Annotated in this window: 24 protein-coding genes and 1 pseudogene; 15 read left to right on the top strand and 10 right to left on the bottom strand. The window is 72.9% G+C overall.

The window, feature by feature from the left end:
- Nucleotides 1–187: 187 nt before the first annotated feature.
- The 3 genes and pseudogenes from ACH5AC_RS31215 to ACH5AC_RS31225 all read left to right on the top strand — a co-directional run.
- A pseudogene (locus tag ACH5AC_RS31215) lies at nt 188–313 on the top strand (alpha-ketoglutarate-dependent dioxygenase AlkB); the annotation flags it as partial.
- Between the two features lie 50 nt (nt 314–363).
- Entirely contained in the window at nt 364–1110 is a 747-nt protein-coding gene (locus ACH5AC_RS31220; protein ID WP_398865602.1) for an MBL fold metallo-hydrolase, read from the top strand.
- A gap of 9 nt (nt 1111–1119) precedes the next feature.
- Nucleotides 1120–2355, top strand: coding sequence for a DUF4032 domain-containing protein (locus ACH5AC_RS31225; RefSeq protein ID WP_398865603.1), 1236 nt, complete (start codon nt 1120–1122; stop codon nt 2353–2355).
- Nucleotides 2356–2365: 10 nt separating this feature from the next.
- Here ACH5AC_RS31225 and ACH5AC_RS31230 read toward each other — a convergent pair whose 3' ends face one another.
- Entirely contained in the window at nt 2366–3238 is an 873-nt protein-coding gene (locus ACH5AC_RS31230) for a universal stress protein (protein WP_398865604.1), read from the bottom strand.
- Between the two features lie 140 nt (nt 3239–3378).
- Between ACH5AC_RS31230 and ACH5AC_RS31235 the strand changes: the two genes are divergently transcribed.
- The 3 genes from ACH5AC_RS31235 (at nt 3379) to ACH5AC_RS31245 (ending at nt 7558) form a co-directional block, all read left to right on the top strand.
- On the top strand, nt 3379–4641 hold the full coding sequence (locus ACH5AC_RS31235) for a CAP domain-containing protein (RefSeq protein WP_398865605.1): 1263 nt from the start codon (nt 3379–3381) through the stop codon (nt 4639–4641).
- A gap of 130 nt (nt 4642–4771) precedes the next feature.
- Nucleotides 4772–5746, top strand: coding sequence for a threonine/serine dehydratase (locus ACH5AC_RS31240; RefSeq protein ID WP_398865606.1), 975 nt, complete (start codon nt 4772–4774; stop codon nt 5744–5746).
- Between the two features lie 180 nt (nt 5747–5926).
- Nucleotides 5927–7558 carry a serine/threonine-protein kinase gene (locus tag ACH5AC_RS31245; protein ID WP_398865607.1) on the top strand — a complete coding sequence of 544 codons (1632 nt, stop codon included), beginning with the start codon at nt 5927–5929 and terminating at the stop codon, nt 7556–7558.
- On the opposite strand, the gene ACH5AC_RS31250 is transcribed toward ACH5AC_RS31245, so the two are convergent.
- A complete protein-coding gene (locus ACH5AC_RS31250) occupies nt 7550–8980 on the bottom strand; it encodes a serine hydrolase domain-containing protein (protein WP_398865703.1) in 1431 nt (476 codons plus the stop codon). The two genes, ACH5AC_RS31245 and ACH5AC_RS31250, sit on opposite strands and share 9 nt — an antisense overlap.
- A 127-nt stretch (nt 8981–9107) precedes the next feature.
- Between ACH5AC_RS31250 and ACH5AC_RS31255 the strand changes: the two genes are divergently transcribed.
- A complete protein-coding gene (locus ACH5AC_RS31255; protein WP_398865608.1) occupies nt 9108–10079 on the top strand; it encodes an LLM class F420-dependent oxidoreductase in 972 nt (323 codons plus the stop codon).
- A gap of 111 nt (nt 10080–10190) precedes the next feature.
- The gene (locus tag ACH5AC_RS31260) at nt 10191–11243 is read left to right on the top strand and encodes a hypothetical protein (protein WP_398865609.1); all 1053 of its coding nucleotides are present in this window, start codon (nt 10191–10193) and stop codon (nt 11241–11243) included.
- Here the strand turns inward: ACH5AC_RS31260 and ACH5AC_RS31265 are convergent.
- Both ACH5AC_RS31265 and ACH5AC_RS31270 read right to left on the bottom strand, forming a co-directional pair.
- Nucleotides 11228–11731 (bottom strand): DUF6328 family protein, encoded by a 504-nt coding sequence (locus ACH5AC_RS31265; RefSeq protein ID WP_398865610.1) that lies wholly within the window; start codon nt 11729–11731, stop codon nt 11228–11230. The two genes, ACH5AC_RS31260 and ACH5AC_RS31265, sit on opposite strands and share 16 nt — an antisense overlap.
- A gap of 121 nt (nt 11732–11852) precedes the next feature.
- Nucleotides 11853–12836 carry an aldo/keto reductase gene (locus ACH5AC_RS31270; RefSeq protein WP_398865611.1) on the bottom strand — a complete coding sequence of 328 codons (984 nt, stop codon included), beginning with the start codon at nt 12834–12836 and terminating at the stop codon, nt 11853–11855.
- Between the two features lie 359 nt (nt 12837–13195).
- On the opposite strand from ACH5AC_RS31270, the gene ACH5AC_RS31275 reads away from it, so the two are divergent.
- Entirely contained in the window at nt 13196–13579 is a 384-nt protein-coding gene (locus tag ACH5AC_RS31275) for a tyrosinase cofactor (protein ID WP_398865612.1), read from the top strand.
- Nucleotides 13580–13613: 34 nt separating this feature from the next.
- Nucleotides 13614–14438: a tyrosinase family protein gene (locus tag ACH5AC_RS31280; protein WP_398865613.1), complete on the top strand. Its 825-nt coding sequence runs from the start codon at nt 13614–13616 to the stop codon at nt 14436–14438.
- Here ACH5AC_RS31280 and ACH5AC_RS31285 read toward each other — a convergent pair whose 3' ends face one another.
- Together ACH5AC_RS31285 and ACH5AC_RS31290 are read right to left on the bottom strand one after the other, a co-directional pair.
- Nucleotides 14439–15137, bottom strand: a complete 699-nt coding sequence (locus ACH5AC_RS31285) for a ribonuclease H (protein ID WP_398865614.1) — start codon at nt 15135–15137, stop codon at nt 14439–14441. It abuts the gene before it with no gap.
- Between the two features lie 42 nt (nt 15138–15179).
- Nucleotides 15180–15977 carry a VOC family protein gene (locus ACH5AC_RS31290; protein WP_398865615.1) on the bottom strand — a complete coding sequence of 266 codons (798 nt, stop codon included), beginning with the start codon at nt 15975–15977 and terminating at the stop codon, nt 15180–15182.
- Between the two features lie 151 nt (nt 15978–16128).
- Between ACH5AC_RS31290 and ACH5AC_RS31295 the strand changes: the two genes are divergently transcribed.
- The gene (locus ACH5AC_RS31295; protein ID WP_398865704.1) at nt 16129–17136 is read left to right on the top strand and encodes a zinc-binding alcohol dehydrogenase family protein; all 1008 of its coding nucleotides are present in this window, start codon (nt 16129–16131) and stop codon (nt 17134–17136) included.
- 83 nt (nt 17137–17219) lie between these two features.
- Here the strand turns inward: ACH5AC_RS31295 and ACH5AC_RS31300 are convergent, their stop codons facing one another.
- On the bottom strand, nt 17220–17702 hold the full coding sequence (locus ACH5AC_RS31300) for a VOC family protein (protein ID WP_398865616.1): 483 nt from the start codon (nt 17700–17702) through the stop codon (nt 17220–17222).
- Nucleotides 17703–17956: 254 nt separating this feature from the next.
- On the opposite strand from ACH5AC_RS31300, the gene ACH5AC_RS31305 reads away from it, so the two are divergent.
- Together ACH5AC_RS31305 and ACH5AC_RS31310 are read left to right on the top strand one after the other, a co-directional pair.
- Complete coding sequence (locus ACH5AC_RS31305) at nt 17957–18589, top strand: ATP-dependent Clp protease proteolytic subunit (protein ID WP_398865617.1); 633 nt, start codon at nt 17957–17959, stop codon at nt 18587–18589.
- A 1-nt stretch (nt 18590) separates the two neighbouring features.
- The gene (locus tag ACH5AC_RS31310) at nt 18591–19193 is read left to right on the top strand and encodes a ClpP family protease (RefSeq protein WP_398865618.1); all 603 of its coding nucleotides are present in this window, start codon (nt 18591–18593) and stop codon (nt 19191–19193) included.
- Nucleotides 19194–19221: 28 nt separating this feature from the next.
- On the opposite strand, the gene ACH5AC_RS31315 is transcribed toward ACH5AC_RS31310, so the two are convergent.
- Nucleotides 19222–19605: a helix-turn-helix domain-containing protein gene (locus ACH5AC_RS31315; RefSeq protein ID WP_398865619.1), complete on the bottom strand. Its 384-nt coding sequence runs from the start codon at nt 19603–19605 to the stop codon at nt 19222–19224.
- 120 nt (nt 19606–19725) lie between these two features.
- Between ACH5AC_RS31315 and ACH5AC_RS31320 the strand changes: the two genes are divergently transcribed.
- Nucleotides 19726–20595 carry a SigB/SigF/SigG family RNA polymerase sigma factor gene (locus ACH5AC_RS31320; RefSeq protein ID WP_398865705.1) on the top strand — a complete coding sequence of 290 codons (870 nt, stop codon included), beginning with the start codon at nt 19726–19728 and terminating at the stop codon, nt 20593–20595.
- A gap of 37 nt (nt 20596–20632) precedes the next feature.
- Here the strand turns inward: ACH5AC_RS31320 and ACH5AC_RS31325 are convergent, their stop codons facing one another.
- Entirely contained in the window at nt 20633–21088 is a 456-nt protein-coding gene (locus ACH5AC_RS31325; protein ID WP_398865620.1) for an ATP-binding protein, read from the bottom strand.
- Between the two features lie 82 nt (nt 21089–21170).
- Nucleotides 21171–22394, bottom strand: a complete 1224-nt coding sequence (locus ACH5AC_RS31330; protein WP_398865621.1) for a DUF6777 domain-containing protein — start codon at nt 22392–22394, stop codon at nt 21171–21173.
- A 191-nt stretch (nt 22395–22585) separates the two neighbouring features.
- Between ACH5AC_RS31330 and ACH5AC_RS31335 the strand changes: the two genes are divergently transcribed.
- Nucleotides 22586–23869 (top strand): streptophobe family protein, encoded by a 1284-nt coding sequence (locus ACH5AC_RS31335; RefSeq protein WP_398865622.1) that lies wholly within the window; start codon nt 22586–22588, stop codon nt 23867–23869.
- Nucleotides 23870–23882 lie beyond the last annotated feature (13 nt).

A 23882-nucleotide genomic window follows, 5' to 3' on the forward strand; every position in this document is an offset into this window, starting at 1 on the left:
CGACACCGCGCTGGCGGCGCACAATCCCCACTCCCCGGGCGGCACAGTTCCTCGCGTTCGGCGTTCTTGCCGGACTTCTTGAGGCCGCCGGTCCGTACGGCCGGTACGGGGACGAGGAGATCGGCGGTGTGGTCGTCCAGAGGGGCCGCAGCCGCCAGATCGTACAGAGAACGGTGCTCCTCAAGTTCTTGAGCACATCGACCTTCTGACAATCATGATGGGCGGCTCCTGCCAGCGGACCTGGGAGCACTGCGTGCCGAAGTCCACGCGGGCCTCGGAGCCCCGGATCAGCATCCAGCTCCGCCCGCGGGGGCGATCTGCTTTGCTGGCTACCAGCACCCACCTCACCCCCACGGGACGATCATGCGGGCAGAAGTGCAGCAAGTCGCCGACGGTGTCCACCTCGTGCACGGCTCCCACACCAACTGGGTGATCCTCGGTGAGGGGGACACGGTCACCCTGATCGACACCGGGTATCCCGGAGACCGTGAGCTGCTGCTGGGCTCCCTGGCGGCGGTGGGGAGTTCACCGGAGGCGGTCCAGGCCGTCCTGGTCACGCACGCCCACACCGATCACATCGGCTCGGCCCAGTACCTGCGCGGCGCCCACGGCACGCCGGTGCTGATGCACGAGGCCGAAGTGCCGCACGCCCGCCGGGAGTTCCTGCACCAGGTGAGCGTGGGGACCGTGCTGAGGAACGGGTGGCGGCCCGGGGTGCTGCCCTGGGCCGTGCGCGCGGTCCGGTCCGGCGGGACCACACACGTCCCGGTCACCGATCCCGCGCCGTTCCCGGCCGCCGGCCCGCTCGACCTGCCCGGCCGGCCGGTGCCCGTGCACACGCCCGGGCACACCCTCGGGCACTGCGCCTACCACCTGCCGCAGGCCGGTGTGGTGGTCTCCGGGGACGCCCTGGTCAGCGGTCATCCCACGGCCCGGGCGACGGGGCCGCAGCTGCTGCCCGACATGTTCCACCATGAGCGGGAGCGCGCCCTGGCCTCCCTGGATCTGTTCGAGGGGCTGGACGGCGAGGTGCTGCTGCCCGGTCATGGGCCCGTCCACCGGGGCCCGGTCCGCGATGCCGCACGCCGGGCGCGGGAGCGCGCCCTTTAAGGTCGGGCCATGGCTTTGCAGATCAGCGCCACCAATCCGGAGCACCCGGCCCTCCTGCTGGAGTTGCCGTGGCACCTGCCTCTGGAGGAGTGGCCGGAAGACGTCCTCGTCCCGCTGCCGCGCGGCATCTCCCGTCACGTGGTGCGCTACGCCAGGGCCGGCGACGAGGTCATCGCCGTCAAGGAACTCGCCCAGCGGCCCGCCCTGCGCGAGTACGAGCTGCTGCGCGACCTGGACCGGCTCGGCATCCCGGCCGTCGACCCGCTCGCCGTGGTCACCGGCCGCGCCGACACCGCCGGCGAGTCGCTGGAGTCGGTGCTGGTCACCCGGCACCTCGGTGGCTCCCTGCCGTACCGCTCGATGTTCGAGACGACGATGCGGCCGGCGACCATGCACCGTCTGATGGACGCGCTCGCCGTGCTGCTGGTGCGCCTCCACCTCGCCGGCTTCGCGTGGGGCGACTGTTCGCTGTCCAACACCCTCTTCCGCCGCGACGCGGGCGCCTACGCCGCCTATCTGGTCGACGCCGAGACCGGCGACCTGCACCCGCAGCTGAGCCCGGGGCAGCGGGACTACGACCTCGACCTGGCCCGCGTGAACATCAGCGGTGAGCTGCTCGACCTGGAGGCGTCCGGGGCGCTGCACCCCTCCGTCGACCCGGTCGAGTTCGGCAGGGAGATCTGCGCCCGCTACGGCGAACTGTGGAAGGAGCTGACCCGCACCTCCGTCTATCCGGCGGGCAAGTACCACTACATCGAGCGCCGCATACGGCGGCTCAACGACCTCGGTTTCGACGTGGCCGAGATGCAGATCGAGCACTCCTCCAACGGCGACACCGTCACGTTCGTGCCGAAGGTCGTCGACGCCGGCCACCACCAACGCCAGCTGCTGCGGCTGACCGGTCTGGACACCGAGGAGAACCAGGCCCGCCGGCTGCTGAACGACCTGGAGAGCTGGATGGCCACCCAGGACGACTACGCGCCCGGCGACCCCCTCGCGGCCCGCCCCGAGGTGCTCGCCCACCGCTGGGTGCGGGACGTGTTCCGGCCGACCGTGCGCGCCGTGCCGCTGGAGCTGCGCGGCTCCATGGATCCGGCGGAGATCTACCACGAACTGCTGGAGCACCGCTGGTATCTGTCGGAGCGCGCGCAGCACGACATCGGGCTGGACACGGCCGTGGCGGACTACATCGAGAAGATCCTGCCCAAGGCGCGGGAGACGCTGGAGCCGACCGTCCCCGAGTGACCGGCGGTGGTCAGTCGTGGGGCACGACGGCGACCGGGCAGTCCGCGAGGTGCAGCACACCGTGGGCCACCGAGCCGATCCGGGCGCCCACCGCCGTACGGTGGGCGCGGCGCCCCACGACCATCAGCTGGGCCCGCCCGGACACCGACAGCAGGACCTGCCCGGCGCTGCCCATCTCGACGTGCTCCACGACATGCACGTCCGGGAACCGCTCCCGCCACGGCTTGACCACGGCCGCCAGCGCCTTCCTCTCGTACGGCTCCAGCCCGCCGGCCTCGTCCAGGAGCTTGATCGAGCCGGGGCTGTAGGCGAACACCGGCGGCAGGGTCCAGGCCCGTACCACGCGGACGGTGGCACGGCGGGCGGCGGCCGTCTCGAACGCGAACCGCAGCACCGCCTCGCTGTCCTCCGGTTCGCCCTGCTGGCCGACGACGATCTCGTGCCCGGCCACCTCGTCGGACGCCTTGCCGCCCGCCCGTACCAGCACGACGGGCCGGGACACTTCGGCGATCACCTGCTGGCCGACGGAACCCAGCAGGAACCCGACGACGGCGCCGTGCCCGCGTGAGCCGAGCACCAGCATCTCGGCGTCCGCCGCGGCCGCGACCAGCGTCTCGACGGGCCGGCCCTCCACCACCTCGGTGGTCACCTCCAGGCCGGGGTGCCGCTCGGCGACCGCGCCGACGGCGTCGTCCACACCGTCGCGCACCCACCGGGCCTGGGTGTCACGGTCGGCCACGTCTGCCGCCGCGTGCGACTGGAACCGCCAGGCGTGCACCACGCGCAGCGCCACGTCCCGCCGGACGGCCTCCCGGGCCGCCCAGGCGAGCGCCGCCAGGCTCTCGTCCGTCCCGTCGACCCCTGCCGTGATCGGGCCCGTCATCCCGCTTGCCTCCCTGCATCGCGTGCATGTGCGTCGGGGCCAGTCTTCACCACTCGGCTGCGGTTCGGCAGCGCCGCGGACGAACGACGACCGCGCCCCGGTCCGTGGGAACTGCCGTCGTGCTGGTGCGTTGTGTGGGTATGAGCGAGTTGGTTCCCGGGAGCAATGCGCCTCTCCCGCACGGTGTCCTGGCCCTTCGGGTGCCCGGTCCCTTTGATCTGTCAGCTCTCATCACCGATGACAGCGGGCGGGTCAGAGGCGACGGCGACTTCGTGTTCTACAACCAGCCGGCCGTGCCCGGGGCGCGTCTTCACGGGGACACGCTCACGCTGGAGCCGGGGCGGCTGCGTACCGGTGCCACCCGTGTGACGGTGGTGGCCGGCCCGGCAGACCCGGGGACGCCCCTGGCGCGGCTGCCCGTGCCCACGCTCCACGTGACCGACCCGCGCGGCCGCCCGCTCGCCCGGTTCGTGCCGCCGCCCGTGCGGCAGGAGACGCTGCTGCTGCTCGCGGAGGTCTATCGCAGGAACGGTGTGTGGAAGCTACGGGCGATCGGGCAGGGGTACGCGGACGGGTTGGCGGGGCTGGCCCGGGACTTCGGGGTGGACGTCGTCGAGGACGAGGCGGACCCCGACGGGTTCCTGCCGCTCGTGAACCGCGCGCGAGCGGCCGCCGGTTCGCCCGCCCTGACGCTCGACGCGCGGCTGGCGAGCGCGGCCGGGGCGCATGCGGCCGCCATGGCGTCGGCCGGGCGGCTCGGGGTGGAGGGCGGTGACGGGGTTTCCCTGTACCAGCGCGTCACGGCCGCCGGGTACGCGTATCTGGCGGTCGGTGAGCATCTGGTGTCCGGGCCGCGCAGCCACGCCGAGTTCGTCGACTACTGTCTGGGCGGCGAGCGGCTCCGGTGGATCCTGCACGATCCGGTGTTCACGGACGTCGGCGTGGCCCGGGTCGTCGGTGGGCCGTCCGGCGACAGCTACTGGACCGCCCTGTGGGCGCGGCCGCTCACGCCGGGCGGCCTGGACCGGGTGGAGGCCGAGGTCGTCGAGCTGACCAACCGGGAGCGGGTGCGGGCCGGGCTGCGGCCGCTCGCCGCCGAGGGGCCGTTGGGCAGCGCGGCACGGGCGTACTGCGCGGACATGGCGGCGCGTGCCTTCTACTCGCACACCTCGCCCGAGGGCACCCAGCCCTGGGACCGGGCCGCCGCCGCGGGCTCCACCCGGCGGACCATCGGCGAGAACATCGCCTGCGGCCAGCGCTCCCCCGCCGAGGTCGTCGAGGGCTGGATGGACAGCCCCGGCCACCGAGCGAACATCCTCAAGCCGGAGTTCACCCATATCGGCGTCGGCTTCGCGGGCGGCGGCCCGGCGGGCACGTACTGGACCCAGCTCTTCGGCGGCTGACGTCCCGGTGAACCGCGAAGAGTCGCCGTCGGCCGAACCGAGTTGACCCGGGAACGGCCACGAGCAAGGGTGCGGTGAGGCGCGGATCCCGTACCGCGCCAGAAGCCAGAAGCCAGAAGGGCGAACCACCTTGATCGGCATCTCCGACATCGAAACCGCCGCCGAGCGCATCGCGGGACATGTCGTCCGCACCCCTACCGTGCCGAGCCCCGGCCTCACCGAGCTGCTCGGTGTGCCCGTCACGGCGAAGCTCGAACTGCTGCAGCGTTCCGGCTCGTTCAAGGCGCGCGGCGCGACGGCGAAGCTGCTGTCGCTGAGCGAGGCCGAGCGGGCCGCGGGTGTCGTCGCGGTCAGCGGCGGCAACCACGGCATCGCCGTCGCGCAGATGGCCGGCGCCCTCGATGTGAAGGCCACGGTCGTGATGCCGCGCTCGGCCCCGGCGCGGGCGGTCCGGATCGCCGAGTCGGCCGGTGCCGTGGTGCGGCTGACCGACACCATGGACGGCGCGTTCGAGCTGATGGGCCGGTTGCGCGACGAAGGGCTCACGCTGGTCCACCCGTTCGACGATCCGGTGGTCGTCGCCGGGCAGGGCACGGTGGGGCTCGAGTTCGCCGAGGACGCCGGTGACGTCACCGACGTACTGGTGAGCATCGGGGGCGGCGCGCTGATCTCGGGGGTCGCCGCCGCGCTGCGCGCCCGTCGCCCGGGGCTGCGGATCTGGGGTGTGGAGACGGAGGGCGCGCAGGCGATGTCGGCGGCGCTGGCGGCGGGCGGGCCGGTGCCGGTGGAGCTGTCGTCGATCGTGTCCACGCTCAGCGCCCCGTCGGTGTCGCGGTTGACCTACGACCATGTCACCGCGCTGGTCGAGGAGGTGCTGGTGGTGTCCGACGCGGAGGCGGTGCGCGGCGCCCTGGACCTCGCGGAGCACGCCAAGCTGTGGGCCGAGCCCGCCGCGGGCTGTCTGCTGCCGGCGGCGCGGCGGGTGCTGGAGCGGGTCGGTGAGGATGCCCGTCTGGGGCTGGTGGTCTGCGGCGGCAACGCGACGACCGGGGACATGGCTGCCTGGGCGGGCCGGCTCCTCGGTGTTTCCCGGTCGCCGGAATAGGCCCGGGCGGGCGTTTTCCATTTCCCCGCTGTTTCCCCACGCGGCTGCTTTTCTTCGCACACCTGACCGGCGTTTTTGAATGAAAGACAGGAATCGCTGCCGATGTGCGGTTCCTTTGAACACGCGCCGTCGTACGGGTCGTACCTCTGGGAAAGGGAGAGCTCCGGGGTTCAGCGAGGGATGGCCATGGTCAAGGCGCACGTCTCCACGTCCGAGTTGGTCGCCGGAAGATACCGGCTGCTCGACGTCGTCCACCGGGAGACGAACCGCGTCAGCTGGTACGGGGAGGATCTGCGGGAGACGCGCCCCTGTGTGGTGACCCGCGTGGGGCTGCCGGACGGCATCGGCGAGGAGGACATGCGCCGGGCCGCCGACCGGGTGCTGCGGATGTCCGAGACGATGGCGCGGCTGTGCCCCGGCCGGATCGCCGCCGTGCTGGACGCGGTGGCGGAGGACGGCGCGCTGTGGACCGTGACGGAGTGGATAGACGGCCGGCCCCTCGGCCAGCTCCTCGGCCAGAAGCGGGTCTTCCCTCCGGCGCGGGCGGCCGGGATCGGGCTGCAGCTGCTGGAGGTGCTGGAGGCGGCGCACGGCGAGGGCATCACCCACGGCGAGCTGAGCCCCGGCCAGGTGTTCCTGCGGGAGCGCGGGCCGGTGGTGCTCACCGGCTTCGGTCTGGCGGGCGCCATGCTGGTGCCGCGCCTGGCGGCACCGTCGTACGCCTCGCCCGAGCAGGCCCGGGACGAGCGGATCGGCCCGGCGGCCGATCTGTGGGCGCTGGGGGCGCTGCTCTACACGATGGTGGAGGGCCGGCCGCCGTTCCGGGACCGGGACCGGCCCGAGAGCACGCTGAAGGGCGTGGACCGGCTGCCGCTGCGCACGCCCCTGCGGGCGGGCCCGCTCACCTCGACCGTGCAGGGCCTGCTGCGCAAGGACTCCCGGGAGCGGCTGACCCGCCCGGTGGTGCGCCAGGCCCTCGCCCGGGTGCTGGTGGACGACGAGGATCCGCAGTGTGTCCCCCTGCACGGGCTGCGGCGCGTGTACGTGGCCGCCCGGCAGGCCGGGCCGCGCGGGAGCGGGCGGGCGATGGCCGCCGGGACCGCGCTGGCCGTCGTCACGGTGGCGGTCGCCACCCTCGCCGTCACGCACCAATTGCCCGGCTCCGACGACCAGCCGTCCGGCAGTGCCCAGGCCCGTCCGACCGTGTCCGCGACAACACCGGCGCCCCCGACACCGAGCCCAACGCCGACGCCGACGCCGACGCCGACGCCTTCGCCCTCCACGTCGGCTCCGGTCCAGCCGTCCCTGTCCCCGTCTCCCTCCGCGTCGGCGTCCGGGGACGCCCTCCCCGACGGCTTCCGGGTCCACCGCTCCCCCGAGGGCTTCTCCGTCGCCCTCCCGGACGGCTGGCGGCCGCTGAGCACCGACCGCCAGGCCGACCTCGCCTACCGGGTCACCTTCGGGGCGGACGGCGACCCGCGCACGCTCGCGGTGACCTACAGCCAGCGCGTCGGCCCCGACCCGGTCGCCGTCTGGCGGGACGACGTCGAGCCGGGGCTCAAGGCAGCCGCCGGGTTCCGGCGCATCGGCGAGATCCGGGCGACGACGTACCAGGGGCGGGCGGCGGCCGACATGGAGTGGCTCGTCGACGCGGACGGCACCTGGGTGCGCACGTTCGGCCGGGGCTTCCTGCTCGGCGGGCACCGGGGTTTCTCGCTGCGCTGGACGACCCCGGCCGCGGACTGGGACAAGGCGGCGAACCAGCAGGCTCTGCACACCTTCCTCGACACCTTCCGGCCGGACTCAGCCTGAGGCGCGCAGCGAGCGCAGCGGGCCGCCGTGCAGCGGGACGGTGTCCCAGCGGGCGGTGAACGTGCCGTCGGACCGTGCGCAGACCACCCGCAGGCAGTGCGGTGTCTCCAGGAAGCGGACGTCCACGGTGAGCCGGTCGGCGTCGGTCCAGCCGCCGCCGACGGCCACGGGCAGCGGCCGCTCGTGGACCGTCCAGCCGCCGCCCTGCCCGAGGCGCAGATCCAGCGGGTGCCCCTCCTCCAGCAGGGTCAGTGTCCAGCCGTCCGGGCCCTCGGTGACCTTGACGCGGCTCAGCGTCGGCTGGCCCGCGCAGGTGCCGCCGGACGGGGTGAAGGCGGCGTCCGACCAGTCCCCGGCCCGCTGCGGCGGCGCGGGCTCGCCGGGTGCGGGCTCCAGTGCGAGCCCGGTGAGCCGCTTGGCGAGGGTGGCCTCGGCCTGCTCCTGTCCGGTCAGCGGCGCGGGCCGGAACGCGGGCAGCAGATGGTCCCACACGAGGTTCAGCAGGGCCTGCATGTCGTCGGTGGCCGCGGTGAGCGCGACCACGGCGTCCTGTTCCGGCAGGACGAGGGCGAACTGGCCGTAGGCGCCGTCGGCGCGGTAGCCGTGCAGGGACCGCCAGAACTGGAAGCCGTAGCCCCGGTCCCAGTCCGACCGGTCGGCGCCCGCCATCGCCCCGGCCGTCGGTATCTGCGCCCGGGTCGCCTCGGCGACCCACTCCCGCGACAGCAGCCGCTCGCCGTCCCACATGCCCTCGCGCAGATACAGCAGGCCCAGCCGGGCGAGCGCGTCCGTGGGGGCGTGCAGTCCGCTGAAGCCCAGCTCATGGCCGGACCGGTCGCTCAGCCAGGTGACCTCGCCGATGCCGAGCGGGTCCAGGAGCCGGGGGCGCAGATACTCGGTGAGCCGCTGTCCGGTGACCCGTTGGAGGATCGCGGCGAGGGTGTAGGTGGCGGGCTGGTTGTAGGCGAAGACGGTGCCCGGGTCGCGGTCCGGCGGCAGCAGGAGGAAGCCGCGGACCAGGTCGCGCCCGTCGAGGGCGCGCGCCCGGTCGAAGGTCTCGGCCTCGTGCCCGCTCGCCATCGACGCCACGTGCCGTACGAGCATGGCCCGGCTGCGCGGGTCGGTGATCTCGGCGTCGAGTTCCGGGAAGTAGGAGATCACCGGGTCGTCGAGGCCGATCAGCCCCTCGTCGACGGCGATCCCGGCGGCCGTGGCGGTGAAGCTCTTGCTCACCGAGTACACCAGCCGACGCCGCTCGGGCGTGTACGGCGCCCACCAGCCGGAGGCGACGAGCCGGTCGTGCCGGAGGACCGTCAGGCTGTGCGGTGCGATGCCGTGGGCCGCTTCCACGGCGTCGAGGAAGGCGAGGACGTCCGACGCGTCGACGCCCTGGGCGGCGGGGGTGCTGGAGGGCAGGGTCATGACCGCATCGTCGCTCTGCACGCACACATTTTCGACCCTGTTTCGGGACAGGGGCGTTCGGGGGGACCGGGTACGGACGTCCCTGAGGCTTTCGTTTTCCCGCCGGTGCGCCGGGGACCCGTCCGGCATGGTGCGATTCGGATACACGATGATGACCGAGCAGGCCGGCCCCCGTGAACTCGTCGGGCATGTGGTGCGCGCCGAGGAGGCCGGCTTCGACTTCTCGGTGACGTCGGACCACTACTTTCCGTGGCTGCGCGCCCAGGGGCACTCGCCGTACGCGTGGAGCGTGCTGGGGGCCGCCGCCCAGGCGACCGCGCGCATTCCGCTGATGACGTACGTGACCTGCCCGACCGTCCGCTACCACCCGGCGCTGGTGGCCCAGAAGGCCGCCACGCTGCAACTGCTGTCCGAGGGCCGTTTCCGGCTCGGGCTGGGTTCCGGGGAGAACCTCAACGAGCATGTGGTGGGTGGTGGTTGGCCTTCGGTGGAGGTGCGGCACGAGTTGCTCCAGGAGGCGGTGGAGATCATCCGCGCGTTGTTCGCGGGCGGTCATGTGACGCGGCACGGCACGCACTTCGACGTGGAGTCGGCCCGGCTGTGGGACCTGCCCGACGAGCCGCCGCCGATCGGGATCGCCGTCTCCGGTGAGCGGTCGTGCCGGATCGCCGGCCGGCTCGCCGATCTGGTCATCGCCACCGAGCCCAAGTCCGGTCTGCTGGAGGCGTTCGACCGGCACGGCGGCTCGGGCAAGCCGCGCGTGGGCCAGCTGCCGGTCTGCCACGACCCCGACCGGGACACGGCCGTGAAGCGGGCCCATGCGCAGTTCCGCTGGTTCGGCCTCGGCTGGAAGGTGAACTCCGAGCTGCCGCACCCGGATTCCTTCGAGTCGGCGACCCAGTTCGTGACCCCGGACGACGTGGCCGACTCCATTCCCTGCGGGGACGACCCGGAGGAGTTCGTGGAGGCCGTACGTCCGTACGTGGAGGCCGGGTTCACGGAGATCGCCCTGGTGCAGATCGGCGGGGACACGCAGCCGGCGTTTCTGGACTGGTCGGAGAAGACGCTGCTGCCCGCGCTGCGGGAGGCGTTCGACTGAGCGGCGCAGCGTGCCGTCGGCAAAGCGTCGTCAATAGGCCGATATAGGCTGCCGGTCTGCCCTGTCGTCCGCCGGGCACCTCACCGAGCGCGCTTTCCAGGAGAGTCGTCCGTGACCGTAGTCGCCGCCCCGTCCGAGCCGTCCGCCGAGGTCCCCGCCGGGACCCGTCCCGCGCCGCTGTCCGACCTCGTGGCGCGGGACGCGCGTGAGTTCGGCGTGTACGCGCGCACCGGGGGCTGGGCGTTCGGGCTGAAGGTGGCGCGCAGTGTCCGGCCGGGCGGTCAGGGCGCCGCCGAGACGCCGAAGGTGTCCGCGAAGGAGTTCGCCGAGCTGGCGGGCTGCTCCCCGGAGCGGGTGATGCGCCACTACAAGGCATGGGACCGGGCCGCCGACGACGGTCTCGTCCCGCACTTCGAGGAACTGGCCCCGGGGCAGGAGGTGGAGCTGCCGGACGCGGAGGTGTGGCTGACCTACTACAGCGCCCGCTCCAGCGCCGCCTCGGAGCGCGGGGTCGCCATCACCGAGGCCGCCGAGGCGGAGGGGATCCGGCCGACGAAGGCGCTGGAGGTCGCGGAGAACCCGACCGCCCTGCGCGCGGCGATCCTCGCCGACCCCTCGACCGCGCGGGCGGCCCGCGCCGCGCTCCTCGACCGGGTGCGTGAGGACCCGGAGCTGCAGGAGGAGCTGGCCCGGGACGTGGTGCGCACCGACGACCTGAAGAAGGCCGTCGCCACCGAGAGCCGCTCCGCCGACCGCATCGGGTACGTCCGTCAGATCGCCGAGTCGGGCCGGATCAGGACGCCTGCCGGGCAGACCCTGGAGGCGCCCGCCGAGCTGCGGCTGGAGGCCGAGCGGCATCTGTCGCTGATCGACGAGCTGGACGAGGGCGAGGACGCCGGGGAGTGGGCGGCCGAGGCGTACGACACGATGAGGCACCTCGTCGTCGAGACCGTGGAGGCCGACCCCGGTCTGCGGGTGCGGGAGCGGCGCACGAAGTTCTACAGCAGCCTGCAGAAGGCGACCAAGGCGTTCGAGGAGCTGACCTTCGACGACGCCCAGGAGTTCTACGAGGACGACATGGTGCAGCGGCTGGAGGAGCTCCAGCAGGCCGTCGGGAGCTGTCTGGCGGCGCTGCGCGGCGCCGGGGGTCAGCGCGAGGTGTAGCGGCGGCGGGTCCACAGGGGGACGCCGAACCAGCACAGGGCGTACCAGAGGACCACGGCGACGACGAGCCAGGGCACGAAGGCGTCGTGGGTGGCCACGCGCAGGATCAGCAGCAGCGCGGCGGTCATCGTCGCGAACAGCAGGATCAGGCCGACGAAGGTCAGGCGGGACGCCCATCGCACCGCCTGCGGCTTCACCCGGCGGCCGGAGACCAGGCGGTGCAGGGAGACAGGGCCGATCAGCGCGCCCGTCGCGCAGGCGCCGAGGATGACGGTCACGATGTAGATCACCTTGTCGGTGTCCCCGAGCGTCGTGTAGCGGGGGGTGAACACGACGGTCAGCAGGAAGCCGAAGAGGATCTGCACCCCGGTCTGGGCGACGCGGACCTCCTGGATCAGCTCGCCCCACATCCGGTCGGCGCGCTCCTCCTCGCTCTCGTTGCGTCCCCGGCGCCGCTCGGTGCCGGTCTCCTTGCCGATGCCCGCCACCTGTCCTCCCGGGGTCTCGCGGTCGTCCCGGTTCGAGTCGCCCCTCGGTGCGCTCTCTCCCGGGAGTACCCGGCGAGTACCCCGTGAGCGGTTTTCGTCCCGGGACCCCCGCCCGGCCGGGCTACCAGCGTCCCTCGACCTGGTCCTTGACGCGCCGCTCGTACAGGTCGCGGATCGCCGCGAGCGTCTCCTCGGACAGCGGCGGCAGTGCGGCGGCGGCCGAGTTGGCGCGGGCCTGCTCGGGGGTGCGGGCGCCGGGGATGACGGTGGTCACGCCGGGCTGGTCGATGATCCAGCGCAGCGCGAGCTGGGCCGGGGTGAAGCCCTCGGGGGCCAGGCCGGCGAACTCGACGGCGGCCTCGACCCCGCTGTCGTAGTCGACGCCGGAGAAGGTCTCGCCCTGGTCGAAGGACTCGCCGTGCCGGTTGTAGGTGCGGTGGTCGTTGGCCGGGAAGACGGTGTCCTTGGTGTACTTCCCGGACAGCAGGCCGGAGGCGAGCGGCACGCGCGCGATGATGCCGACGCCGGCCGCGCGGGCCGCCGGCAGGACCTCGTACAGGGGCTTCATGCGGAACGGGTTGAGGATGATCTGCACACTGGCCACGCCGGGGCGCTCGATCGCGGTGAGGGCCTCGGCGCAGGTCTCCACGCTGACGCCGTAGGCGGCGATCCGCTCCTCCTCGACGAGGGTGTCGAGGGCGTCGAAGACCTCGTCGGTGGAGTACACGGGGGTGGGCGGGCAGTGCAGCTGCACCAGGTCCAGGCGGTCGACGCCGAGGTTGCGGCGGGAACGGTCGTTCCAGGCGCGGAAGTTGTCCAGGACGTAGTTCTCGGGGATCTGGTCGACGCGGCGGCCCATCTTGGTGGCGACCAGCATCCGAAGGTCGGGGCGTTCACGCAGGAACGCGGCGATGGTCTGCTCGCTGCGTCCGTCGCCGTAGACGTCGGCGGTGTCGAAGAAGGTCACCCCCGACTCGACCGCCGTGTCCAGGACCTTCAGGGCCTCCTTGTCGTCCACGTCGCCCCAGTCGGCACCCAGCTGCCAGGTGCCGAGGCCGACGACGGATGCGTGCTGACCAGACCTGCCGAATTCGCGCTCGTCCATGGCGTCAGTCTGTCATCCTGGCCGGCCACTCACGGAACCGGCCCCTCCGGGCGGACTCGGGGTCGTACGCCGGGAGCTTGTCGAGCGGATCGCGCCACTTTTCGCGCGTGACGCATGCCATGGGTGGTGGGGCGGCCGGCGAAAGATCACCGAAGACAGCGCTTCCCGCGGAAGGAATTCCCCGCTCCGCCCCTGCGTGAGCCCCCGACAGAACAAGATCAACTTCGTTCAATACTGCACGACATCTGGCTAATTGTCCGGATCGTAGCCAACCCGTTCGGGGGAATTTCAGCCCTTCTCGGCCCGCCCGATAGGCATGCGGGGTCTCAACCGAATCCACCCCCCTCAGGAGGCTCCGCATGCCGGAACTCACCCGTCGTCGCGCGCTGACCGCCGCGGCCGCCCTCACCGCGGCCGCCGGCGTCGCCGGTGCCGCCGCACCCGCCGCCACGGCCGCAGGGCACGACGGACACGGCGCGCCCGCGCCCTTCGACGAGGTCTACAAGGGCCGCCGGATACAGGGCCGCCCGGCCACCGGTGGCGGGCACCACGGCGGCGGTCACCACGGCGCCGGCTACACCGTGTTCATCGACGGCGTCGAACTGCACCTGATGCGCAACGCCGACGGCACCTGGATCAGCGTGGTCAGCCACTACGACCCGGTGGCCACGCCGAAGGCCGCGGCGCGCGCCGCGGTCGACGAGCTGCAGGGCGCCAGGCTGCTGCCGTTCCCCGCCAACTGACCGCCGTCCCCGCACACTTGGAGCACCAGCACACATGACCGTCCGCAAGAACCAGGCCACCCTGACCGCCGACGAGAAGCGCCGTTTCGTCGCGGCCGTCCTGGAGCTGAAGCGCAGCGGCCGCTATGACGCCTTCGTCACGACGCACAACGCCTTCATCCTGGCCGACACCGACAACGGCGAGCGCACCGGCCACCGTTCACCGTCGTTCCTGCCCTGGCACCGCAGATTCCTGCTGGAGTTCGAGCGCGCCCTGCAGTCCGTGGACGCCTCGGTGACGCTGCCGTACTGGGACTGGTCCACCGACCGCTCGCCCCGCTCCTCGCTGTGGGCGCCGGACTTCCTCGGCGGCACCGGGCGCAGCCGGGACGGCCGGGTCACGGACGGCCCGTTCGCCGAGGTCTCCGGCAACTGGCAGATCAACGTGCGCGTCGACGGCCGTACGTATCTGCGGCGCGCGCTCGGCGTCAGCGTGCGTGAACTGCCGACCCGGGCGGAGGTGGAGTCGGTGCTGGCCATGGGGACGTACGACATGGCGCCCTGGAACAGCGCCTCCGACGGCTTCCGCAACCACCTGGAGGGCTGGCGCGGGGTCAACCTGCACAACAGGGTGCATGTATGGGTCGGCGGCCAGATGGCCACCGGGGTCTCCCCCAACGACCCGGTGTTCTGGCTGCACCACGCCTACGTCGACAAGCTGTGGGCCGACTGGCAGCGCCGGCACCCGGGGGCGACCTATGTGCCGGCCGCGGGAACACCGAACGTGGTCGACCTCAACGAGACGATGAAGCCGTGGAACGACGTGAGCCCGGCGGACCTGCTGGACCACAGGCCGTTCTACACGTTCGACACGGAGTAGTCAGGCCGAGGCGGCACTGCGGCACTCCGGGTGGCCCCAGCCCTGGTCGTTCTTGGCGATCTGCTCGCCGGCCGGGTAGGAGCGGCCGCACTGGCAGCGGCCGGGGAACTTTGCCTTGATCGTGCGGGACGACGCCGCACCGCCGCGCCGCTGGGTCGGCTTGGCCCCGGCGGGGCGGCGCCGCGGCGCGGCGGACTTCGGGGTGTCCGGGGAGGGCGGCGGCTCCGGGGAGCCGGCCGCGCTGCCCGCGGCCTCCTGGACACTGGCGGCCTGGCTGGCGGCGCGGTCGGCGAAGTCGTTGAGCTTGTCGCCGTCGACCTGGTGGGCGGGGACGTAGCGGAAGTCGACGGAGCGTCCGGTGAGCAGCTCGTCGATGCGCACGACCAGTTCCTGGTTGGCGACCGGCTTGCCCGCGGCGGTCCGCCAGCCGTTGCGCTTCCAGCCGGGCAGCCAGGTGGTGACCGCCTTCATGGCGTACTGGGAGTCCATCCGGACCTCCAGCGGCACCGCCGGGTCGGTGGCCGCCAACAGGCGCTCCAGCGCGGTCAGTTCGGCCACGTTGTTGGTGGCCCGGCCGAGGGGTCCGGCCTCCCAGCGGGCCGGCGCCTCCGACTCGTCGGCGACGACCCAGGCCCAGCCCGCCGGTCCGGGGTTGCCCTTCGAAGCCCCGTCGCACGCGGCCACAACACGTTCACGCATGGGCACGATGATGTCATGGCCGGGCGAGGCCCCGGCACGCCCTCAGGGCACGTCCGTGATCTTCGGCAGCTCGCCCTCGGTCGTGGACGGGTCGAGGACCGAGAAGCTGGCGCCCTGGGGATCGCTGAGCGCGGCGAAGCGGCCGAAGGGGGAGTTCATCGGGCCGAACCGGAGTACGCCGCCGAGCCTGGTCGCCTTGGCGACGGCGTCGTCGCAGTCGGGGACCGTGAAGTAGACGTTGACGTACGACGGCACCTCGGGCGGGAACTCCTCCGTCATCTTCATCCGGCCGAGGACCGTGGTGTCGCCCAGGTTGAACAGGCGGAAGTCGATCGCGTCGTCCTCCATCTGCTGCATCGAGTACGGGAAGACGGCGGGCAGGAACGCGTCCGTCTTCTCGGGCTCGCGGGTGAACACCTCGGCCCAGGCGTAGGCGCCGGGCACCCCGGTCGCCTGGAAACCCTCGTGCGTGCCGGCCTGCCAGACGCCGAACACGGCGCCGCCGGGCTCACGGGCGATCAGCATCGTGCCGTACTCGCCCACCTCCATCGGCCCCATCAGCACCTCGCCGCCGTTGTCGCGGACCTTGGCGGCGGTGGCGGCGGCGTCCGGCGACGCGAGGTACACACACCACTGGGACTGGCCCTCCTGGCCGGGCATGGGCGGTACGACCGCGGCGACCGCCTTGCCGTCCGCGTACGCCTCGGTGTAGTTGCCGTACTCCGACGACGCCTCGCCGAAGGTCCAGCCCAGCACCTCGCCGTAGAAGCGCTTGGCTCCCTCGACGTCACTGAACATCGCGTCGGCCCAGCAGGGGGTTCCTTCAGGTTGTACGGCCATGACGGCGGCCCTTCCGATGAGAGGGATTCTCCGCTTCCTCACGCTAGCCATCCGACGCCCACCCCGCGCGCCGAGCGCCCCCGTCCGTCCCAGACTGGGAGGCGAGGGTCATCGGCACGACGAGAGGGGGCGCGGCATGGCGGACAGGGCGATGCGCGCCTGGTCGGTGGTGGCGCCGGGGCCGGTGGAGGGCGAGCCGCTGCGGCTGGTGACCAGGCCGGTGCCGGTGCCGGGGGACGACGAGCTGCTGGTGCGGGTGCGGGCCTGCGGGGTGTGCCGCACCGATCTGCATGTCACCGAGGGTGATCTGCCGGTGCGCAGGCCGGGGGTGACGCCGGGACACGAGGTGGTCGGCGAGGTGGCGGGGCTGGGCACGGCGGTGACCGGTGTCGCGGTCGGTGAGCGGGTGGGTGTGGCGTGGTTGCGCCGCACCTGCGGGAGCTGCCGGTACTGCGCGCGCGGGGCGGAGAACCTGTGCCCGGACTCGCGGTACACGGGCTGGGACGCGGACGGCGGCTACGCCCCGTACACGACCGTGCCGGCCGCGTTCGCGCACCGGCTGCCCGCCGGTGTGGACGATGTGGCGTTCGCGCCGCTGCTGTGCGCGGGCATCATCGGCTACCGGGCGCTCAGGCGCGCCGCGCTGCCGCCGGGCGGACGGCTCGGGCTGTACGGCTTCGGGGGCAGCGCCCATCTGTGCGCGCAGGTGGCGCTGGCGCAGGGCGCCACCGTGCATGTGCTGACCCGGGGCGCGGCGGCGCGGCGGCTGGCGCTGGAACTGGGCGCGGCCTCGGCGCGCGACATCCACGAGGTTCCGCCGGAGCCGCTGGACGGTGCGATCCTGTTCGCCCCGAGCGGCGATCTGGTGCCGGTCGCGCTGCGCGCCCTGGACCGGGGCGGGGTACTGTCCATCGCCGGGATCCACCTCAGCGACGTACCGCCGCTGCGCTACGAGACCGACCTGTTCTACGAGAAGGAGGTGCGCAGCGTCGCCTCCAACACCCGTGCGGACGCACGGGAGTTCCTGGAGCTGGCGGCCCGGCACGGGGTGCGTGCGACGACCCACGCCTATCCGATGTCGGGTGCCTTGGGGGCGCTGCGGGACCTGAAGGCGGGGCGGTTCGACGGGGCGGCGGTGCTGGTCGACGACCTGTCGTAGAGGGAGTGTCGGGCGGCGGCGCGGACGTGGGCCGGGGACCGCCGACGGTGCGGCCGTCGCCGCACCGCCAGCCGGCCGCCGGGTCACTCGCCGTCGTACGCGCTGCGCAGGGCGGCGATGTCGAGCTTGCCCATCTTGAGCATGGCCTGCATGGCGCGGCCCGCCTTCTCCTTGTCCGGGTCGCTGATCATGTCCATCAGGACCTTGGGCGTGACCTGCCAGGACACTCCGTACCTGTCCTTGAGCCAGCCGCAGGGGCCGGGCTCGCCGCCGCCCTCGGTGAGCCTGGTCCAGTAGTAGTCGATCTCCTCCTGGTCGTCGCAGTCGATCTGGAAGGAGACCGCCTCGTTGAACTTGAACTCGGGGCCGCCGTTGAGCGCGACGAACCGCTGGCCGTTGGCTGTGAAGTCGACGGTCATCACACCCCCGGCGGGGCGGGGCGCGCCCTCCAGGTAGTGGGTGACGGTCCCGATGCTCGAGTTCTTGAAGACCGAGACGTAGAACCGGGCGGCTTCTGCGGCCTCGGTGTCGAACCAGAGACACGTGGTGAATCCGTCGGTGGTCATGAGCTGCCTCCTGGGTCAGTGCACACGGTCATCTGTATCGACCGGTCCGGCGTCCGAAACTCATCGCCCGCAGCCGGATCCATCCGTACGGCGGCACCTGGCGGCGCGGCCCCGACCGGACCGGCCGGCCCGAGGGCGGAGGGGCCGGGCGCTCTGCCCGTGGCGAATCTGCCGCGGGCAGAGAGACCGCGTGCGGGGGGCGTGCGCGGCCCAGAGTGGAGGGGACGGCACTCACCTCCCGAAGGGATGACCCGATGCTCACCACGCTCGCTCCCCGCGCCGAGGAGGGCGACACCCCGCCCACCCGGTTCGACGACCAGCTGGCCGCCCAACTCCTGGGCCGGCGGATCGTGTTCCTCGGCACGCAGGTCGACGAGGTCTCCGCCAACCGGGTCTGCGCCCAGTTGCTGATCCTGTCGGCGGAGGACCCGCGCACCGACATCGGCCTGTACATCAACAGTCCGGGCGGCTCGGTCCACGCGGGCCTGGCCATCTACGACACGATGCGGCTGATCCCCAACGACGTCGTCACCGTCGCGATGGGGTTCGCCGCGAGCATGGGCCAGTTCCTGCTCAGCGTCGGCACGGCCGGCAAGCGGTACGCGCTGCCGAACGCGCGCATCATGATGCACCAGCCGTCGGCCGGCATCGGCGGCACCACCGCGGACATCGAGATCCAGGCGCAGAACCACGAGTTCACCAAGCGGACCATCGAGCGGATCACCGCGGAGCACACCGGCCAGAGCCCGGAGACCATCTCCCGGGACGGCGACCGCGACCGCTGGTTCACCGCCGAGGAGGCCCGGGAGTACGGCATCGTGGACCGGGTGGTGGAGTCGCTCACCGACGTCCGCCCGGCCTCGTCGAAGCGACGGATGGGGCTGTGACATGGGGAGCTACACGATTCCGCACGTCATCGAGCGCACCCCGCAGGGCGAGCGGTCCTTCGACGTGTTCAGCCGGCTCCTCAACGAGCGGATCATCTTCCTCGGCACCGAGATCGACGACGGCGTCGCCAACGTCGTCATCGCGCAACTCCTCCATCTGGAGTCGTCGGCGCCGGACAACGAGATCGCGATCTACATCAACTCGCCCGGCGGATCGTTCACTTCGCTGATGGCGATCTACGACACCATGACGTATGTGCAGGCGCCGATCTCGACGTTCTGCGTGGGACAGGCGGCCTCCACGGCGGCCGTCCTGCTGGCCGGCGGGGATCCGGGGCGGCGGTTCGTGCTGGAGCACGCTCGGGTGCTGCTCGGGCAGCCCGCCAGCGGTGGCCGGCAGGGCACGGTGTCCGATCTCGCGCTCCAGGCCAAGGAGATGGTGCGGATCCGCGCACAGGTGGAGGAGGTGCTGTCCCGGCACACCCACCAAGATCTCGCCACGCTGCGCGCGGACACGGACCGCGACAAGGTGTTCACCGCGCCGGAGGCGGTGGCGTACGGGCTGGCCGACGAGGTGGTGAGCCGGCGCCTCACGGCGGTCTGAGGCGCCGGCCGACGCTCCTGACAGGACGTCAGGCGGCCAGGCAGAGCCCGCCGTACGGCGAGGAGGTGGTCGTACGGCCGCGGCTCGCGGTGCGGCTGCTCAGGCGGACGAGTTCGCCCTGGGCCCGCGCCAGCAGATCGCCCAGGGTCAGGCCGAGGGCGTGCGCGGCGGCCGCGAGGACCTCGGAGGAGGCTTCCTTGCGGCCGCGTTCCACCTCCGACAGGTACGGCATGGAGATCCGGGCGGTGTCGGCGACGTCCTTCAGGGTGCGTTCCTGGGCGAGGCGCTCGCGGCGCAGCACGTCACCGACGAGGTCGCGCCACAGGGGCTCCTTGGGGCGGGCCGCCTGCGGCGGTGACGGGGTGTTCGGGCGCAGCGGGATCACTCGGGCTTCGTTCGGCACGTTGGTCACCTTCTCAGCCTAGGAGTTGAGGCCGCGTCGGGAAGGGTCCGGCGTTCCGCCCTCGGTGGAATCGGGGGGGCAGGCATGTGCCGGGCGACATCGGGTAGGCGCCCGTTCGTGGCAGAGGGCATGCGGGCCGCCGGGACGCGGTCGGAGACAGGAACCGTCGGGACACGGACCGCCGGGGCGGAAACCGTCGAGGACCCACGGAGCGTGGCCCCGCTCGACGCCCGGGAGCTGTCCCGCGTGTTCTTCCGCCGGCTGGCGGAGCTGGAGGAGGGCACGCCGGAGTACCAGTACGCGCGCAACACGCTCATCGAGATGAACATCTCGCTGGTGCGGTTCGCGGCCGCGCGGTTCCGGGGCCGCGGGGACGACATGGAGGACATCGTCCAGACCGGGGTGGTCGGGCTGATCAAGGCCATCGACCGGTTCGAGCTGGCGCGCGGGGTGGAGTTCACGTCGTTCGCGCTGCCGTACATCCTCGGCGAGATCAAGCGGTTCTTCCGGGACACCACCTGGGCGGTGCACGTGCCGCGGCGGCTGCAGGAGCTGCGGGTGGAGCTGGCGAAGGCCCGTGAGGAACTGGCGGCCCGGCTGGACCGCGAGCCCACGGTGGCGGAGCTGGCCACGCTGCTCAACCTGCCCGCGGCGGAGGTGGTGGAGGCGCAGATCGCCTCGAACGGCTACTCCTCGGCCTCGCTGGACGCCGCGCTCACCGGGGACGGCCCGGACGGCGGCGAGGCGGTGCTGGCGGACTTCATCGGTGTGGAGGAGCGTGCGCTGCTGCTCGTCGAGGACATCAGTTCGCTGGCCCCGCTGGTGGCCGGGCTCAGCGAACGCGACCGGCGGATCCTGCATCTGCGGTTCGTGGAGGAGGCCACCCAGGCGGAGATCGGGGAGCGGCTCGGCTGTTCCCAGATGCATGTGTCCCGGCTCATCAAGCGGATCCTGACCCGGCTGCGCCGGGGGTTGGTGGACGAGCCGGGCCGGGCCTGACCCGGTCCCCGGCCCCGGGCCGGTCTGCGGGCCGTTCTCAGGTGCCGTCGAGCGGGACGACCGCGCGCACGCGTTTGCCGACCGGCACCCGCTCGGCGCTGACCTCGGTCGCGAGGGCGTGCACTATCTCCAGTCCGTGCCGGCCGACCCGCTCGGGGTCCTTGGGGAAGCGCAGGGGCAGCGCGTCGCTGCTGTCGTAGACGGACACCGTGACGGAGGCGTCCGTGCCCTCCAGTTCCAGGATGTAGGGACCGTTGCTGTGCCGGTCGGCGTTGGTGACCAGCTCGCTCACCACCAGCATCAGCTCGTCGACCGCCCGGTCGTCGATGGCGGCGCACCACTCGGTGCGCAGCCGCTCCACGAAGCGCGCGGCGAACGTCCGGGCCTCGGCGATGCATCCCGGCTCCCCGGTGTAGTGCTCCGCGCGCCGCAGCGGTTCCACGGGCACGTCGAAACCAGTCGGTACCACGGACCCGTCCAGGTGCTCGATCATGCGTGTCTCTCTCGGAGGCCGGACTGGCCGGACGCTGTTGCACCTGTGCTCGTACCCCGTGGCGCGCCACGCACTCCCGTTGTCACAGCGACGGCGACAACCGCTGGGCCCCGTCCGGGGGCGCCGCGGGTTCGCTGACCGTGTCGGCGCCGGGCGGCGCCTCCCCGGGCGGTGCCTCCCCGGGCGGGGAGGCCACGGAGTCCTCCGTGCCGGGCTCGCCGGTCTGCGGTTCGGGCGGCGAGGGCGACTCCTGCGGCGCGGGCGACTCGGTGTCCGGGGACGGTGGAGACGGGGACGACGGAGACGGGGACGGGGACGACGGGGATGGCGGCGAGGTGGGCGCGGTGGGCGTGGTGGCGCTCACGGAAGGCGAGGGGTGCGCCGGTGGCTTGGTCGGCCGGTCCTTGTGCCCGGTGTCGCCGCGCTGCCGGGCGAACCAGCCGTCGTCGTCGTGGTCGTAGAGGACGAAGACGTTGATGACGGTCGTCGAGGGCGACACCACGACGACGTTCGACGAGCGGTACGTCGGCCAGGAGTCGCCGGTGTGCTTCGGGGTGCCCTGCTGGGCGACCGGCGGGGTCAGCGGGTTGCCGCAGGCGCAGCGCACGCGCGGCACGCCGTGCCCGTCCACAAGGACGGCGGTGCCGGTCTGCAGCACGGCCTGGTAGCGGGTGGCGGCGCCGTCGCGGTAGCCGTGGTTGGTGACGCGGGTGTCCATGCGCAGTTGCACCGGGGTGAGGGAGCGCAGGTAGGCGCCGACGTCGGAGGGGTCGACGCCGGCCACGGAGGCGAACGCCCTGTTCTTGGCGGGGGCGGCCCCGAGCACCTTGATCTGTTTCTCCACATCGCAGCTGGCTTTGTTGAGGCTGCCGCCGTAGAGGCCGGTGGCTCCGCCGTCGACGCCGCGCACGGCCTTGGAGGGCGTGGTCGCGAAGTCGGCGCTCGGGCTCACGGACACGGGTGGTGCTGAGCTGTCCGTCGCCGTGGACTCGGTGAAGGGGTCGGGACCGGTCTGGCTCGCGGCCTGCAGGAAGACCTCGCCGCCGGTACCGTCCGAGCCCCCGCCGCCGGGACGGGTGAGCACGACGGCGACGGCCGCCGCGGCCACGGCGGCGGCCGTGACCAGGGCGATCGCGGGCACGGACCGCCACCAGGGCCGGCGCGGTTCGGGCGTACCGCCCGAGGAGCCGCCGGGCGGCTGGGAGGGCGGACCCGACGGCGGGCCCGACGGCGGCTGGGAGGGACCCGACAGCGGGCCGGAGGGGGGTCCGGTGGGGCGGCCGGACGACGGCGGTTCGACGCTCACGGGGCTCTCCCGACGGGGACTTCCGCGACACTCCAGCACGGAGATGTCAGATATGCCGGATATGCCTGGTTTTTTTGCAACGCCCCATTGTGTGCTCCAGTCGGGTGCCGTCCGCAAGCCCACGGCGACGCGTGGTCCCCGGACGGATCTCCCGGCAGGCGCACGGCGCGGTGCCTGCTTAGCGTGGCAGGGTGAGTGCGCACAGCCCCTCCGCCTCGGCGGTCGCCCGCCACGGCTGGGTGCAGGCGGTCGTCACGGCACTGGCCGGGCTGATCGCCATGGGGGTCGTGGCCTCGCTGGGCCTGTGGGCGGCCGGCGCCGCGGACCTGCCGGACAACGCGTTCCCGAGGGTTGTCGCGGCGACCCTCGTCACCGCGGTCGGTGGCACGGTCGAGCTCTCCGGCGACGCGGGCCCCCTGGCCGGCACCCGGGCCGGGCTGACGGTGATCCCGCTGTCCGTGACCCTCACCGGGGCGCTGGTCGTCGCCGCCGGTTTCCTGCGGCCGCTGCGCCATCGCGCGGTGGCCGGTGCCGGGGAGCTGGCCGGCTGGGCCGCGCGGGTCGGCGTGGTGTGGCTGCTGGGGCTGCTCGCCGTGGCACTGGCCGCCCGCCAGACCTTCACGATCTCCCTCGGCGAGGGCGAGCTGAGCGACATCGCCGATATCTTCGGCATCCGTCCGGAGGTCGGCTTCACCACGGACGTGCCGCTGACCCTCTTCGTCGGCCTGGTGTGGCTGGCCGGGGTGCTGCTGCTGGCGCTGCTGGTCTCCCGCGGCGCCCCGCTGCCGGCGCGGCTGCTGCGCTTCCAGCAGTCGGTGCGCCCGGCCGCGTACGCGATGGTGCTGCTGCTCCTGGCGTATGTCGGCCTGGGCGTCGTCATCGCTCTGGTCGTGGCCGTCTCCCGGGGTCATCCCGCCGAGACGCTGGCGGTGGTCCTGCTGGGTCTGCCCAATCTGGTGTGGCTGGCGCTCACGCTCGGCCTGGGCGCCACCTGGGACGGCAGGGTGGAGGGCCCGTTCGGGCTGCCCATGCCGCACGTGCTGGACGAGGTGCTGCGCGGTCAGGAGACCTCCGCCCTCAACCTCCGTACGCTCGCCGAGCACGACGGCCGGGTGTGGTGGCTCGTCGTGGTCGACGCGGCGCTGCTGCTGGCGGCGGCCTTCGTGATGGCGGCCCGCTCACCGGCCCGCACACGCGCCTGGCAGCACGCCCTGCACATGGCGGTGGCGCTGGTGCTGACGGTGCTGATGATCTGCCTGGTGGGTCGAATCTCCGCGCACTACGGTCTGTCGGTGCTCGGCATCGGCGACCTGGGCGGCGGTCTCGCCGGCGACCTGTTCCTGCGCCCCCGACTGTGGACCGCGCTGGGCCTGGCCGCCCTGTGGGGCCTGGTCACCGGCTTCCTGGGCGGCCTGCTGGCACGCCCGGTACGGCACCGGGGCGCGGTGGACAGCGGCGGGCGGAGGCGGGGCTGACGGCCGGGCCCGC

The organism is Streptomyces sp. NPDC018693, assembly GCF_044391385.1.
Lineage (GTDB): Bacteria > Actinomycetota > Actinomycetes > Streptomycetales > Streptomycetaceae > Streptomyces.

Coding starts and splice junctions, on each gene's coding strand:
- ACH5AC_RS31220 (WP_398865602.1), top strand. CDS start 364: ATGCGGGCAGAAGTGCAGCAAGTCGCCGACGGTGTCCACCTCGTGCAC.
- ACH5AC_RS31225 (WP_398865603.1), top strand. CDS start 1,120: ATGGCTTTGCAGATCAGCGCCACCAATCCGGAGCACCCGGCCCTCCTG.
- ACH5AC_RS31230 (WP_398865604.1), bottom strand. CDS start 3,238: ATGACGGGCCCGATCACGGCAGGGGTCGACGGGACGGACGAGAGCCTG.
- ACH5AC_RS31235 (WP_398865605.1), top strand. CDS start 3,379: ATGAGCGAGTTGGTTCCCGGGAGCAATGCGCCTCTCCCGCACGGTGTC.
- ACH5AC_RS31245 (WP_398865607.1), top strand. CDS start 5,927: ATGGCCATGGTCAAGGCGCACGTCTCCACGTCCGAGTTGGTCGCCGGA.
- ACH5AC_RS31250 (WP_398865703.1), bottom strand. CDS start 8,980: ATGACCCTGCCCTCCAGCACCCCCGCCGCCCAGGGCGTCGACGCGTCG.
- ACH5AC_RS31255 (WP_398865608.1), top strand. CDS start 9,108: ATGGTGCGATTCGGATACACGATGATGACCGAGCAGGCCGGCCCCCGT.
- ACH5AC_RS31270 (WP_398865611.1), bottom strand. CDS start 12,836: ATGGACGAGCGCGAATTCGGCAGGTCTGGTCAGCACGCATCCGTCGTC.
- ACH5AC_RS31275 (WP_398865612.1), top strand. CDS start 13,196: ATGCCGGAACTCACCCGTCGTCGCGCGCTGACCGCCGCGGCCGCCCTC.
- ACH5AC_RS31280 (WP_398865613.1), top strand. CDS start 13,614: ATGACCGTCCGCAAGAACCAGGCCACCCTGACCGCCGACGAGAAGCGC.
- ACH5AC_RS31285 (WP_398865614.1), bottom strand. CDS start 15,137: ATGCGTGAACGTGTTGTGGCCGCGTGCGACGGGGCTTCGAAGGGCAAC.
- ACH5AC_RS31290 (WP_398865615.1), bottom strand. CDS start 15,977: ATGGCCGTACAACCTGAAGGAACCCCCTGCTGGGCCGACGCGATGTTC.
- ACH5AC_RS31295 (WP_398865704.1), top strand. CDS start 16,129: ATGCGCGCCTGGTCGGTGGTGGCGCCGGGGCCGGTGGAGGGCGAGCCG.
- ACH5AC_RS31300 (WP_398865616.1), bottom strand. CDS start 17,702: ATGACCACCGACGGATTCACCACGTGTCTCTGGTTCGACACCGAGGCC.
- ACH5AC_RS31305 (WP_398865617.1), top strand. CDS start 17,957: ATGCTCACCACGCTCGCTCCCCGCGCCGAGGAGGGCGACACCCCGCCC.
- ACH5AC_RS31310 (WP_398865618.1), top strand. CDS start 18,591: ATGGGGAGCTACACGATTCCGCACGTCATCGAGCGCACCCCGCAGGGC.
- ACH5AC_RS31320 (WP_398865705.1), top strand. CDS start 19,726: ATGCGGGCCGCCGGGACGCGGTCGGAGACAGGAACCGTCGGGACACGG.
- ACH5AC_RS31325 (WP_398865620.1), bottom strand. CDS start 21,088: ATGATCGAGCACCTGGACGGGTCCGTGGTACCGACTGGTTTCGACGTG.